The 12,978-nt window shown below is 58.3% G+C and carries 16 protein-coding genes; 9 read left to right on the top strand and 7 right to left on the bottom strand.

Features of this window, described 5'->3' with window-relative positions; genetic code table 11:
* The first annotated feature begins 1,392 nt into the window (after positions 1 to 1,392).
* Entirely contained in the window at positions 1,393 to 2,214 is an 822-nt protein-coding gene (locus X757_RS136195; protein WP_023728079.1) for a Crp/Fnr family transcriptional regulator, read from the top strand.
* A 951-nt stretch (positions 2,215 to 3,165) separates the two neighbouring features.
* On the opposite strand, the gene X757_RS136200 is transcribed toward X757_RS136195, so the two are convergent.
* Complete coding sequence (locus X757_RS136200; protein ID WP_023708228.1) at positions 3,166 to 3,408, bottom strand: DUF982 domain-containing protein; 243 nt, start codon at positions 3,406 to 3,408, stop codon at positions 3,166 to 3,168.
* Positions 3,408 to 3,638, bottom strand: coding sequence for a hypothetical protein (locus X757_RS136205; protein WP_023728078.1), 231 nt, complete (start codon positions 3,636 to 3,638; stop codon positions 3,408 to 3,410). Before X757_RS136205 ends, X757_RS136200 begins: the two co-directional genes overlap by 1 nt.
* A gap of 634 nt (positions 3,639 to 4,272) precedes the next feature.
* On the opposite strand from X757_RS136205, the gene X757_RS136210 reads away from it, so the two are divergent.
* Positions 4,273 to 4,821, top strand: a complete 549-nt coding sequence (locus X757_RS136210; protein ID WP_023728077.1) for a hypothetical protein — start codon at positions 4,273 to 4,275, stop codon at positions 4,819 to 4,821.
* A 341-nt stretch (positions 4,822 to 5,162) separates the two neighbouring features.
* Here the strand turns inward: X757_RS136210 and X757_RS00720 are convergent, their stop codons facing one another.
* Positions 5,163 to 5,483, bottom strand: coding sequence for a hypothetical protein (locus X757_RS00720; protein ID WP_023728076.1), 321 nt, complete (start codon positions 5,481 to 5,483; stop codon positions 5,163 to 5,165).
* A 706-nt stretch (positions 5,484 to 6,189) separates the two neighbouring features.
* Here X757_RS00720 and X757_RS136215 point away from each other — a divergent pair.
* A complete protein-coding gene (locus X757_RS136215; protein ID WP_031251741.1) occupies positions 6,190 to 6,792 on the top strand; it encodes a hypothetical protein in 603 nt (200 codons plus the stop codon).
* Between the two features lie 260 nt (positions 6,793 to 7,052).
* Complete coding sequence (locus tag X757_RS136220; RefSeq protein WP_031197500.1) at positions 7,053 to 7,268, top strand: hypothetical protein; 216 nt, start codon at positions 7,053 to 7,055, stop codon at positions 7,266 to 7,268.
* Between the two features lie 643 nt (positions 7,269 to 7,911).
* Here X757_RS136220 and X757_RS136225 read toward each other — a convergent pair.
* Positions 7,912 to 8,220 (bottom strand): hypothetical protein, encoded by a 309-nt coding sequence (locus tag X757_RS136225; protein WP_023728072.1) that lies wholly within the window; start codon positions 8,218 to 8,220, stop codon positions 7,912 to 7,914.
* A gap of 54 nt (positions 8,221 to 8,274) precedes the next feature.
* On the opposite strand from X757_RS136225, the gene X757_RS1000000167435 reads away from it, so the two are divergent.
* Positions 8,275 to 8,430: a DUF768 domain-containing protein gene (locus tag X757_RS1000000167435; protein WP_023728071.1), complete on the top strand. Its 156-nt coding sequence runs from the start codon at positions 8,275 to 8,277 to the stop codon at positions 8,428 to 8,430.
* 59 nt (positions 8,431 to 8,489) lie between these two features.
* Here the strand turns inward: X757_RS1000000167435 and X757_RS136230 are convergent, their stop codons facing one another.
* From X757_RS136230 to X757_RS1000000168360, 3 genes are all read right to left on the bottom strand, one after another.
* Positions 8,490 to 8,753, bottom strand: coding sequence for a hypothetical protein (locus X757_RS136230; RefSeq protein ID WP_023728070.1), 264 nt, complete (start codon positions 8,751 to 8,753; stop codon positions 8,490 to 8,492).
* A 194-nt stretch (positions 8,754 to 8,947) separates the two neighbouring features.
* Positions 8,948 to 9,628 carry an SOS response-associated peptidase gene (locus X757_RS136235; protein ID WP_023728069.1) on the bottom strand — a complete coding sequence of 227 codons (681 nt, stop codon included), beginning with the start codon at positions 9,626 to 9,628 and terminating at the stop codon, positions 8,948 to 8,950.
* 9 nt (positions 9,629 to 9,637) lie between these two features.
* On the bottom strand, positions 9,638 to 10,117 hold the full coding sequence (locus tag X757_RS1000000168360; protein WP_156933510.1) for a hypothetical protein: 480 nt from the start codon (positions 10,115 to 10,117) through the stop codon (positions 9,638 to 9,640).
* Between the two features lie 170 nt (positions 10,118 to 10,287).
* Between X757_RS1000000168360 and X757_RS136245 the strand changes: the two genes are divergently transcribed.
* The 4 genes from X757_RS136245 to X757_RS136260 all read left to right on the top strand — a co-directional run bounded on the left by X757_RS136245 (position 10,288) and on the right by X757_RS136260 (position 12,967).
* Positions 10,288 to 10,617: a hypothetical protein gene (locus tag X757_RS136245; RefSeq protein ID WP_245275137.1), complete on the top strand. Its 330-nt coding sequence runs from the start codon at positions 10,288 to 10,290 to the stop codon at positions 10,615 to 10,617.
* A 3-nt stretch (positions 10,618 to 10,620) separates the two neighbouring features.
* A complete protein-coding gene (locus tag X757_RS136250) occupies positions 10,621 to 10,860 on the top strand; it encodes a hypothetical protein (RefSeq protein ID WP_023728065.1) in 240 nt (79 codons plus the stop codon).
* A 218-nt stretch (positions 10,861 to 11,078) separates the two neighbouring features.
* Complete coding sequence (locus tag X757_RS1000000168355; protein ID WP_156933509.1) at positions 11,079 to 11,528, top strand: hypothetical protein; 450 nt, start codon at positions 11,079 to 11,081, stop codon at positions 11,526 to 11,528.
* Positions 11,529 to 11,836: 308 nt separating this feature from the next.
* Positions 11,837 to 12,967 (top strand): DegT/DnrJ/EryC1/StrS aminotransferase family protein, encoded by a 1,131-nt coding sequence (locus X757_RS136260; protein ID WP_023728062.1) that lies wholly within the window; start codon positions 11,837 to 11,839, stop codon positions 12,965 to 12,967.
* Positions 12,968 to 12,978 lie beyond the last annotated feature (11 nt).

Genomic DNA, 12,978 nt, shown 5'->3' with positions numbered 1-12,978 from the left:
GAAGTCGACGACGGCATTTGGCTCATCAGCTTCATGCACTATGATCTCGGATATATCGACCTGGAACAAAGGACGTTGCAAACCATCGACAACCCGTTCGGCACGAGGTTGTCACCCATGTCTTAGGTACAGACTTTTACCCATGTCTCCGGGCCGTACACAGAGAAAACTGGTGCCCAGAGGCGGAATTCAAGTGAAGAAAATCCCGTTTTGCTTTCAGATACTTAGGGGAATGTTAGCCGCATCTGATACCAACATAAATACCAACAAAATATTCCTGTGGATTGGTTCGGTTCCTGCTATTTCTCTCAATGCCTTGCACCTGCACCTTGTCTCTTCCGGTTTAGTCTACATCCTTCTTGGTCATACCTCATCATGCGGGGTCGAGTGAAGACCACGGCTGGCCAAGACGACTTAATCAGAACGGATGGCCATTGCGCTCAATATCGGGATCGCTTTAGGCGGTTTCTGAAAGCCGACATCGTGCGAAGAACAGGTGGCTATTTACGGGTCCTGAGACCTTGGCCCATACACCGCTTTGTAGGGTGGACGCGGCGCAACGAAAAGCGCGGCCAGCCGTTCCTCATGTTGCTTGACCAGTGAGGCAGCAATAACAGGTAACTCTGCGGCGGACCGGTGTAGTCGTCGAGGTCGATCGGATTAGACTTCATAGGTGGTCCGTCGACGCGTAGTAGACGGTCTCGTCCTACCAGCAGCCCAGCTTGGCCCAGTGCATTCTGGCTTTGCAGGCGCATGGCGGCAGAAATGATCTCGCCAGTGCCTGATACCGCCCTTGGCGATTTGGCCCTTGGTGAAGGCGAACTCCAATTCAACGCAGCCGAGAGACAGGATGTCGATTTGATGTCGGTCAATTGCGTAGCAGGCCATGGCATCGACCAACGCTGTCATATAACTGGCATAGTAGGATCGGTGCCTCGGAGGTGCCGGGCCACATCCCACCCGCTTGGGCCGTCCCCAAGTCTGATATCTGTCAGGAGAGCCACAACTCGCTCCGGCTCACGATCGAAAGTCGCAATCGCTTGAAGGCCCTTTTAAGCCGGCGACCACCTCGAACCCGGCCTCCCGGAGAGAGTTCTCGACGTCTCCACGATCAGCACGGAACCCGATGACATTGAAAGCCTGCTTCGTGCGCCCCAACAGTTGAACGGCTGCGAACTCTTAAGGTTCCTGGCGCGCAATAGCACTCGTTAATCCGGTGGAAAGCAGGTTGTGATCCAGCCGTTTCGAACAGGTTGCGGCAGGCGAAAAGGATTGAGGACAGCTGAACTTTGCGCGCATCATCGACGCACTGACCATTGGCCTTCGTCTCCTCTAGGCAGCGGGAACATTAGCGCCAACTAAAAGTTGGGAGCAAACACGAACAGGTTCTTGATGGCACATGATCATTCTTTCAAAATGTTGATCCGCAAGCTCCAAGCCATCTCGGAACTCGCAGAATCAGACATTGCGACCTTGGGGAACATCTCGATTCAGGAGAAGAGATATCAGGCCAACGAAGACATTCTGCGCGAGGGCGATAAGCCGAGCCTTTCGTTCGTCGTTCTTGAAGGCTTAATAGGGTCGATCAAACTAACCGGGAGGGGAAGCGTCAAATCTCCTCCTTTTTTGTTCCGGGCGACATTCCCGACCTGCATGGTTTGCATTTGTCGGTCATGGATTGCACTTTCACCCCTCTNCTTTTTTGTTCCGGGCGACATTCCCGACCTGCATGGTTTGCATTTGTCGGTCATGGATTGCACTTTCACCCCTCTCATGCCCGCTAGGGTGGGCTTCATGCGGCACGACGAACTTCGCGCCGTTTGCGACCAGCACTCTTCGATAACGAGAGTGTTTTGGCGCTCGACGGTGATCGATGCGGCGATCTATCGAGAATGGGTCACCAACGTCGGTAGGCGCGACGCCTACTCGCGTATGGCTCACATTCTTTGCGAACTCATTGTTCGCCTTCGCTCGGTAGGCCGCATTGAAGATCATGTGGCCTATCTCCCCATAACGCAGGCTGCACTTGGCGACGCACTTGGCCTCTCTACCGTGCACGTGAACCGAGTGCTTCAGGACCTTAGACGCGACGGTCTGATATCCACCGTTGGCTCGCGTTTTCATGCGACCGACTGGGCAGGGCTCGTTCGCGCCGCAGATTTTGACTCTACCTATCTTCATCAAAGGGCTGCGCAGACGGGTGCCGGTTTCTGATCCTGCTGGGTCGCTCATGATCCGTTGAGCCCTCGCGATCCTCAAAACCGAATCTCCTGTAGAACCCGCACTCCAACAGGAATGTCGATCACCGCTTGAGAACTGGACCGCAGACTTACCTAGCGACGGCATGGCTTCTCAAAGATACGACCTCAGGAGGGACTCGACGAAACCTGAGCGGTGTTTGACGCGTTCACTGGCCAACCAGCCGAGGCGTGGGGCGCTCCGGCTAAATATCTGGACGGGGAATATTCCCGCGATTTTGTAAGCCTTCTGACCGCGTCGACCTGAAGCGAAGTTTCGCCGGGGGGTAATCTCTAAAGTGAGACTGCCATGGAACACGTGCCGAGCGCCGGAGAGTGTCCAATTCCCCGGTCTGTGCATCCCGGGCACAAGCTCAGCCATAGTGGAGACGCGGCTTTGGCAACGTTCCTATAAATTGAACCCCAATTCGGTCGTTCCTGCGCACCGCAGGACTGCCTGGTAGGCAACGCCGTCGGTCGGCACGTAAACCACGAACCGCTCAGGGACACGCGATTCCACCGGGACTTTGAGCTCAGCTCTGCCACTGTTTTGGTTCCGAATGGTGCAACTGATCTCGGAGTTTGTGATTCCGCTGATGATTGAGGCGCCTTTCAGNGCCACTGTTTTGGTTCCGAATGGTGCAACTGATCTCGGAGTTTGTGATTCCGCTGATGATTGAGGCGCCTTTCAGCACCCGCTGCCTTCGTTCGCGGCGATGCTCTTCATCAACCATGTGACCTCCATCGGTCACCCGCGGCCCTATATGGTACGCGCACCGGCGAATAAACTGTCCATCTAGGTCGTCGCTCGTTAGTGTCTCACTTTAAAGTTTGACGACGGAGACGGACGGCATAGATGCCCGTCGCGCTGGTGAATTTGCCCACCGCCAACGCGAACAGACCCGAATGGTCTCGTCGTATAGCGTTGTTAATCCGGCAGTAGCATCTCCTCTTCATCGGCTGCCGCTTCGAACAGCAGCCGGAAGTCATTACCTGGCATTTTGCCATCGATCGCAGATAGGCAAGCCTCGGCCGCCAGCCGCCACTTGGGGCCACGATTGGACCACTTTAGGAGCTCCTCGGCGGCGGCATCAACGCGGTTGACACCGAGGCGAAGCCCTGGGCGCTCGGTCTTCACATAAACCGGAGGGTTGAACCAACGGTGGGGCATCACGCTTCTCGGACGTCGAAGGCGATGAACAGTCCCCAAACGGACGCTGAATTGACGATCATTTCGACCAACTGGCAGTCAGTCTCGAGAAGATCGCGGCCGCGCTCGCGGACCGCGACAATGGTCGCCTTGACGGAAATGATGTTTCCCGGTTGAGAGCCCAACAGGACCTCGCGAACCAACTCCTTGGCCGTTTGCTGCGAAGGCCGAACAGGTGCTTGAATGTCCATCCCATCCTCCCAGAGAGATAGAACCTCAGTCAGCTATTCTGTTGCGCACTTTCCGAAAAAGGCAAGGGTCGGAAACGTACAAATCAGGTTGTGAAAGGGGGCCTTTCCCTTCGGCGGATCTGCGCTTGGCGATCGGGGCCGCTAACGGGCGCTGCTCGCCCGTGTCCGAGGGCCGCGCGCCCCAACTCGACGACATCGATCCGACGCGCATGCTGACCCGGGCCGAGCAGGGCGAGGTACGCAGGCACCCTACGCCAAGCTGGCGACGCAACCTGTGGAACTCCTGCGGCTGAGGTGGCGCGAGGGCCGGGCGCCGAGGGCCAGTTTCCGTCTGGCACCGACGGAAAGGCGTACCCTGCAGCAATTGCGCAGGTAGAGCCCAGACCCGAGTAGCGTCCCCGGCCGCGATCTGCAGCTGCCGGCGTACGGGAGGAACGACGCGAAGTTCTGACACCGATCACCGGCCGACTTCAGCGCCGAAATGCTACCAAACCAAAGCGATGTCCGGGCCTTCAAGGCCTCATCTATTCCGGCCAAGCCGGCCCGGAGCGCCGCATTCACTCACATCCCTTGAACCTGAGTGCAGAGCTGCTGCATCGAAGCCATTTGAGCAGCCGAGTTTGCGCCCGAACCCGTGCTGGTTCTGGCGGTCGTATCGCCAGCTGTATTCGAGGATCCCGACGTGCCGGTGGTTGTACCCGAACCAGTGCTGTTGCTGGCCGTGGTGTTACTGCCGGTCGAACCAGAGCTGCCTGAAGTGCCGGTGGCTGTGCCAGAGCCGGTGCCGATACTCGCCGTTGTATCACTGCCGGTCGAAGCCGAGCTACCTGACGTGCCGGTCATTGTGCCAGAGCCAGTGCCGTTACTGGCCGTCATTCTCGAGCAGTCGGAGCGAACCTGTGCCTGCTGTTCAGAGCTCAGGGACGACCAGTTCTTGCGGATCTCATCCTGCGACAGAAGTCTTCCCGAATTGGCGTCGCTGAAGAATGAGCCCGAGAGCTTGCTATCCCAGCCGCTCGGGATACCGCTTTGGCCTGAGCCGGACGTAGAACTCATACCCGACCCGGCCGATGAGCCGGACGTTCCGTTCGTGCCGCTGGATGTTCCCGACGACTGCGCCAAGGCCGCGGTGGCGAGACAGAGAGAGATCGCTGTAGCTGTCAAAATCTTACGTTTCATGTGAGTCTCCTTTGGGGTTCGACGCCGTTGCGGCGTCGAATCCTAATCTCGAGGAAAGACACTTGTTCCTGTAGAGAGCGGAATTCAATGTCATGATCCATGCGCACCAGTCTTGGGTCTCGAATGCGATGCCGGGGCAATGACCACGGACCGATGCAAGAGCTGCCGTCTGCTGGGGCGGTAGTGGCGATAGCCCGCAAATCGCGCATCAAGCACGGAACGCACTGGTCGTGGGCTTGCCGATAAGCCGCGGCTTATGCAGTATTTGGAACGTTCTCCCAAGCGAGGCGCGGCATGCTGGCAAGAACTCCCTTCACATGAAGCTACGACTAAATCGGAAGCTCGTCACGTTGCTCCACCGGGACGGCTTTCAGCGGAGCACCCGCCGCATCGCGAACTATCGGCCGCCATGCTGCCGTCCTTCGGACAGTTCCCCCCGGCTGGGGCGGCATTAGCCGGTCCCCGATATTGTTGGACGACACCAGCAATGCGCCGGCCGTCGCCCTCAATGTGCGCGTTCTGACTGTTCGGATTGAGCGGGTCGATGATCTGGGCAAGGCTGTTGGCACGGTAGCCGTCACCGGCGGCGAGCGTCACGCTGTCGTAGTGATTGAGATAGTCCGCTGCCAGAACGATGCCGACGCAGATCGCCAGGTTCCGCTCCATGACCCTAGACCGGGGCCGGGCTCATGTATTTCCGGACAACAAAAGCTATCGCGTCGGGCGATTTGGACGCGGGTTTAGCATTGCACAGAAAACGGTCGATTCCTGGACATCGTGATGTCGCAAAGTGGCGTAGCGCGTCGGGCTAGAACAGGCGATCAACGAACGCAACGAGCCGTCCGATGCAGAACGCTCCGCACTTAACGCCGTCTGCGCCTTTCGTTTCACCACAAAGGAAGAGTATCGCGTCAGGGCCGGGTTTTTGATGGAATTCGCCACAGGCAAATATGGCGACCTTCAGTCCGAGGACGTTGACGCGCTGCTTTGGTCGTTCCTGCCAGTCGAAGCCTTAGAAGCTGCGGTTGGGTCCGTGGAAAGCGGCAGAACATGAACGAACGGGAAGGTGGCTGATCCGCCTAGAATTACTGGCCCGCTGCCTCACAGTGGCGGGCTTTTTTGTGTTTTGGCCGGAGCCAGGTGCCGTCAAACTCACCCTGCTTGAAGTTAACTGCCGAACCTCTTCGTTCGTGCGATAAATGCGTCGTAGGTTTTTACAGTTAAGTTCTAATTGCATCTAAGTTCGGTTGATATTGAAAGGCGTGATCGGCGAAGCTTCCTAAAGTTAGGAAACCGCTTTCTGTTCTATGCGTAGATGCTGTCAACAGCCAGACTATTTGGGCTGCAGAGTTCGACAACCAAGGAGAGTTTCATGGTAAAGATTCTAGCGCACTTCGCCCGTGTTCTGGCCGGCGGTGCAGTGTTAATAGCCCTTGCGATGCCTGCCAGTGCCGGCGGCGGCCTTGGCGTTGGTGCCGGAGCATCTGTCGGCGGCGCCGGCGGTGTTAACGCTGGCGCCGGCGCGTCTATAGGCGGTAGCGGCGGCGTTCGGGCGGGGGCGGGTGCTTCGGTCGGCGGCTCCGGCGGCGTGAACGCTGGGCTCGGCGCATCGATCGGCTCCGGCGGTGTCAAAGCCGGCGCTGGCGCCACAGTAGGGGGCAGCAATGGGATTGCGGCTGGTGCCGGGGCAAATATCGGCGGTGCCGGCGGCGTGACAGCCGGTCTCGGTGCGACCGTCGGGGGCACGACTGGTGTCGGCGTTGGCGTGGGTGTCGGCATTGGCGGTGTGCCTGGAACGCCAGGGACCCCGGGCACTCCGGCGACTCCCGGCACTCCAAGCCTGCCGGGCGTTGTTGCCGACATGTCCAAGAGTCAGATTGCACGCATGAAGAAGCGCTGTGTCGATGTGCTGAGCGGTTCTGGCTCTTATGACAAGGACCTCCGGGAGCTCTGCCTGCTGATCTCGCGGCGTTAAGAGAACCGTCGCAGCTTTGCGATGTGGTCGGAGTTGCGTAGAAGCCCGCCGGCGTGAGCCAGCGGGCTTTTCATTTGTCCGGGGAACCACGCGCAACCTGCCAAGTTGGTTCGGTGCAGCGATCTGGTGCGGATACCCGGTTCCGCTGCCGGCCGGTCGGCAAAACGGTCGGGCCCGCGCCATCAATCAGCGCTCTGCATCCCGAGCCTCCGTGGACCAAATATTCCCAACCACTAATGGTCGATCTATATGATGCCCTCATGGCAACTCTGCGGTACGACATCAGGCGGGAACCGGATGGGACGTGGACGGTGTTCGACGTGTTCACCGGGCTGCCGGCTATCGTAGCGGGCCACCCATCTGTCGACCTTCCCGACATGGAGTATGCCGAAGAGCTGGCAGCCATCCTGAATGCCGACGACCTGAAGCAGAGGCTATCTCACGGAAGGTTCCCCCCGGAGGGTTCGCCTGACTGAGGTGGCATGAGAAGTTGGGCCATTCGCCCGCCTTCGTGCCCCATCAGGGCGCCGAGTGTCGGCCTCTGTTATTAGGGGACGGGGTTTTTCATCACGCGCAATTGCATCTGGTCAATGCTTGCGAGGCGGCAAGGCTTCCACCTCGTTCATCAGGCCAGCTTGTGCCCCGTTACAAATGTTTGCTAAAGCCCGGTTTGCGTCGTGTTTGCCGGCGATTATGTCGTTGACAAACGAAGCTCAAATAGGAGCTAAATCGATCCATCCGCAAGCGGAGCCGGACGTTGCTGATTGAGCAGCGTTGACAAGGCCGTGACGCTGACGACCGGACGACCGCTCGCGGGGCCAGGTCCGCACTACGTTGCCCAAAGACTTCGCCGGCTGCGAATGGCCTGAGAAGGCAAATATACGACCTAAACGGGGCGACCCGAACCAAGTGGATCGCTAAGGTTCGATGGACCTCACGGGGCACGGGCGGCCCGCGCCAGCCTGTAAAGCGCAGCGCGGGCCTCAACCGTCGACATCGGTTGGCAGCGGGACACGCTGCAACCAGCCAACTCACCCACCTGAGGCCTGTTCCCCGGACAGACAAAAAGCCTGCCGCCTATGCGTTTTGCGCGCAAATAGTTCGCCCAGTTCACTGGCGCTAGTCGACCATGTCGCGCAGCGGCTTCTTGCGCTTCGGCGCCACATAGCTCTCAACCAGCCGCACATGCTCGGCGTCGACAGTCACGAGCGGCCGGAGGCTGATGGTCACCTTGTCGCCATCGACGCGCGTGACAGTGCCGGTGATCTCCATATTCTGGCCGATCACGGCCTTCGAACTCGAATCGACAACCGAATGCGGGAAGTTATAGGACGGGATCGTCACGCTGATGCGATCGGGTGTCACGCGACCGCGCACAACCGCCGTGACGGCGACCTCGTCGCCAACTTTGATATTGCCCCGAGCCATGTGCAAGACTCTGGAGCGGCCGGCTGCGGCGTCAAGATGAGAGGTTGCTAATAAATGAGCACACGCGGCATGAAGTTTCTCGACAAGTGGGTGGCCAAGCAGCTGCCCACTGTGGCGAGGGGCGATCCGATCGCCACCAGCGACGAGAAGGCCGGCATCCCGCCGACAACATCAACGGTGAGGTCGAAAGCGTCTTCGAAACGCTCTTAGATGATGCGGCGTTGCAAGAGCGGCGATTGACTCATTCGTCAAGGCAGCCGGCGCCTTTCTCATTCCATGTCCGGGACGTCGCCGCTGACGAACAGCGTCGTGGGCGGCCCATAGTCGCCGAGCGCCGAGTCTGCATCACGGCTCCAGGCTATGACACCAACATGGCTCGATGACAGAGCCTTGGCCGTGCGGACCGCACGCTCCTCGCTTTGCTGATCAGTCGGGCCGTAAGCGGTGAATAGCTCGCCGTCCTCGCCTCGATCAAATGCAACGACCACAATCAGCTTCGGCTTGGCCTGAGTGGGCAGAACGTTGTCCGACATTTAAACCTCCTAAAGAAATCGCTCGCCTTCGGCGCGATGCTTCAGGCAGAACCAGTGCGATGGCTGTCGCGGCCGGGCAAAGCCGAAGCCTCCATCCTCACCGCAGCCCGGGTGCTCGCAACCATGATTGTCGACGCTTCGTCGATCGCGCGGAATCGCCGTCATCCCCTCGGCAAGTCGGCTCGGTTCGTCGCTCATAACGGGTTGATCGGCCCGACCAGGCCGGGATGGTCGTTTGGCAGCTTGTTGACGGCGCTCGTGTTCACCTCACGCCCAACGCGATTGAACTGCAGCCGACCGTCGATGTCGTGGCTGAGAATGTCCTTGGGTGTCGCCGGGTCCAGCCAGGCGTCATAGTACGCCTGGTCGAGGATGATCGGCTGTCGATCATGCAACTGCTTCATCGGGTCTCCGGCAGGCCCGGTGATGATGGTGCAGCTGGTTATGTCGAGATTGGAATTGTAAGCCCAAAGGCCGGCGAACGAGAAAGGCGCGTGGCCTGGCTGGTAGATGTGCCAAGGGTCTTTCTTGCCGTCGGCTGGCGATATCGTCCACTCGTAGAAGCCATCGGCGGGGATCAGGCAGCGCTTGGACTTGAAGGCGTCGCGGAAGGCGGGCGCTGTATCGATGCCCTCTATTCTCGCATTGAACATCGCCGCCTTCGGCATCTCCTTCGCCCAGAAAGGAACCAGCCACCAGCGCCCTTCGCGGAGCTTATGATTGCCATCTTCGCCAGCGGTGACGAACGGCACATCCTGCGTAGGCGCGATGTTGTAGCGCGGTTCGTCGTTGCGTCCGGTCTCGGCCGGCGCAGTCAGGCGGTAGAGCCGGTGGATTTCCGACCACGACAGATATTTGGTGTAACGTCCGCACATCGCTCTGCCTCAGTTGCGCAGGAGTTCAGGCACGCTGAGCGGGCCAAGGTCGAGAATTCTCCTATACTCGTCGCTGCGGCGCCAGACGCCGCGTATCTTGCCCTTTTCGCGGTCCCGCTTCGCGTCAAAGGGCTCACCTTGAAAATGATCGAGGAACGCCTTTGCTTCGGCCGGATCCGCGAAGCAGTGCAGTCGATATTCCTCGTATTTGCCGTTTGGCCAAACCGCTTGCACGTGCCTGATTTGGAAAGTCATTCCACGTTCCTGACAGTAGTCGTGGATTGTGGTCCGGTTCCGACGGGTGCAGAGGTCATCAGGCAGCGCCACCTGGTGTGGCCATTTCTGGTCGATGACTGACGGGGCCGGGATGCTGCGGCTGCGCGTAACCATATCAGTGACGCGCGCCGCCGGCGTTCTTGCTCTCACGGAGATAGATGTCGGCCTGATGGCGTATGGCCTCTGCCAAAGACAATGCACGATCAAGGTCATCGGGATAGTTCGCCAGGCACCATATGGCGGTTAATTCAGCGATGAGGTGAGAGGCTGCGCATCTGCCTTTAGATTTCGGGCTGTTCGGATTCAGTCGCAATCATCGGTTTCATGAGGTGTCTCCAATTTGCCAGCAGTGAACAAAATAGGAACACGAGAGTCAATCCCTCTTGACTGGACAGGAATATGTTCCTCATTTTGCCGCTATGGCGCACGATCCGATCGATACGCTGGGCAAGGCGACCCGGCACAACATGCTTGTGAAAGCCGAATGCAGCTGCGGCAACGTCCGCTACTGCCGATCGGCCGACCTGATGATGGTCTATGGTGGCGGTGTCGATCCGTTGAAGCTGAAGTTCGACTGCAACCGCTGCAAGCCGCAGATCAAAATCACGCTTCTCGAGGTTCACCCCGAACACCTGCCTAAGCGCCTAATGGTCCACAAGCCAACGAAGATCGATGGCAAGGTCGTCTGGCACACAGAGAGATTTCGAGGGTAGGCCATGGCAAGGTCGAAGGGTTCGCAGCAATTGTCGCAGGCTGAAATCGAGCGCTTTTTGGCGGCAGCGGAAGCGCCGCACTTGAGCATCATCAAGCCGTTTTTATCCCCGCATTGCGACCATTGCCGGCAGACGCGCGTCCTGCATGAGGTGCTGTTGAAAGCTGCGCGGGAAATCACCAGCAAGGAAGTGGCCTTTATTCAATGGAACGGGACGGGGCCGTCGAAGGGGCCAAGTCTCTGAAGTTCGCAACAAAGCGCCTGAGGCCAATCGAACGAAACGCCGCCCGAGGCCTGAAACCCTCGCGCCGGCTTTTTTGTGCATTCATGTCGGGCCTGCTGGCGCTTGGCCTTCCTGATCCTCGGCAAGTCCTGGGTGTGGGTCTTGACCTCGCCACACCTGAAATGTGCCGGGGCACAGTTGGTGTTCAAGTCCGGGCCTAACAAGGCGAGGGCGCGCTTGTGTTCGATAATCCAGCGGTCATCCCGGCGGTGGTCGGCTCGCCGCATAGGCAGCAAGGCGCGATATTGTGGCCGGTGCAATGCTCGGTGAAGATGGCTTGCCGGCGAGGCCGACATGTGCTCTCGCGGCGTGTTCTTGATCACGGCTTACTCATCCTGACTCCCGGATTTCCATGGTTCAGAAACTCAACACCAGCTTCCTCAAGAACGGCCATTACAGCGCGCACCTTATCGAGCCCGCTCGTCAAACCCTCGGCGCCTTTCTTCTCCATGGCAGTGACGGTGTTGATGTTAATGCCGGCGCGCTTCGCCCCCCGCCCGCCAGATACGGTTCAAGATCCGGGTCAGGGCGAAGTCGTCGGCACCGACCACAGGGAAGGCGACGACGAGCGCGAAGCACACGACGAGCGTAAGCAGACGACGCCGATTATGACTAACCAGGCCTCATAGAGGTAAGCCAAGGCCTATAATTTTTCCGGTCGAAAATGATTTGCACGCTGCCTCACGGTGGCGGGCGTTTCATATGCTGGTAATCGGCCAGATCCGCGTCCGGTTGAGAACGCCGCTTCCAAGATTGCATCGCGGCGCCGGAGTAACGCTCCGGTGTCCTATCGCTAAGGCCATCCACGCTCGTCCGGCATGGACGGTCTCTCGGATAACGCAGCGCATGCGCAAAAATTAGGCAGTTTCTCTATCAACTCGTTGAGTACCGGCTGACGTGTCGCTAGGATGAGAATCGGATCCACGGAAGTTATTTGATGAAAAGCGCAATTTTACCGGGTGTATTCAGCCAAGCTGAAATAGAACGTACCCCCATTTATCAGCCCTATTTGGCCGGGAACGTATCCAGGTACGTCAACGACTGCCTGGATGCGGGTTGGATTTCATCCCGCGGCGAATTCGTTTCCAAGTTCGAAATGGGATTCGCGGAATTTATCGGAGCGACCGGAGCCACAAGCGTCGCCAACGGGACCGTTGCGATTCATCTAGCGTTGGATGCGTTGGGAATTGGGCCAGGCGACGAAGTAATAGTTCCGACTTTGACATACATCGCAACGGTGAACACCATTCTGCAGACCGGCGCAAAGCCGATCTTCGTGGATTCGATTGAAGACACTCTGCAGATGGACCCCGAAGCCGTCGAGCTAGCCGTAACTCCCCGGACAAAAGCGATAATGGCTGTTCATCTTTATGGCCATCCTTGCGACATGACTTCGCTCGTAGCCATTTGCCGCAAATATAACTTTCTACTGATTGAGGACTGCGCAGAAGCATTCGGATCCAAATGGAATGGGCTACATGTCGGAACGTTCGGAGACGCAGCGACATTCAGCTTTTTTGGCAACAAGACGATTACAACTGGCGAGGGAGGAATGGTGGTGGCGCGCGATCCAGCGATTATGGATCGATGCCGCAGACTCAAGAACCAAGGCCTGTCACCGACTCGCGAGTACTGGCACGACACATTAGCTTACAATTACCGGATGACGAATATCCAGGCGGCAATTGGATTGGCACAACTCGAGATGGCCCCCGAGATCCTCACTCTGAAGGCTGGAGTGGCGCATGCCTATCGCATGGGATTGACCGGCCTGCCTTTATGCACCCACGAGCCTGTGGGAAACGCAACCCACTCCTATTGGATGTGTTCAGTGATTGTCGATCTTCCTCAAGACCGCAATCCTCTTAGAGCTCATTTGGCGGAACACGGGATAGAAACTCGACCATTCTTTCCGCAGACCCACACGATGCCCCATTGTCGAGCTGAAGGAGAATTCCCCGTTGCTGCGAGCCTAAGTGCTCGTGGCATCAACCTACCAAGCTACCCCGGTTTGAGCCAGGGTCAGGTCAATAGGATTTGCGCTGCGATACGCTCGTTTTGGAGATAATCTCCTCCAGG

The organism is Mesorhizobium sp. LSHC412B00, from assembly GCF_000503035.1.
In the GTDB taxonomy this organism is placed as follows: domain Bacteria; phylum Pseudomonadota; class Alphaproteobacteria; order Rhizobiales; family Rhizobiaceae; genus Mesorhizobium.
This window is presented reverse-complemented; position numbering and strand designations above follow the sequence as displayed.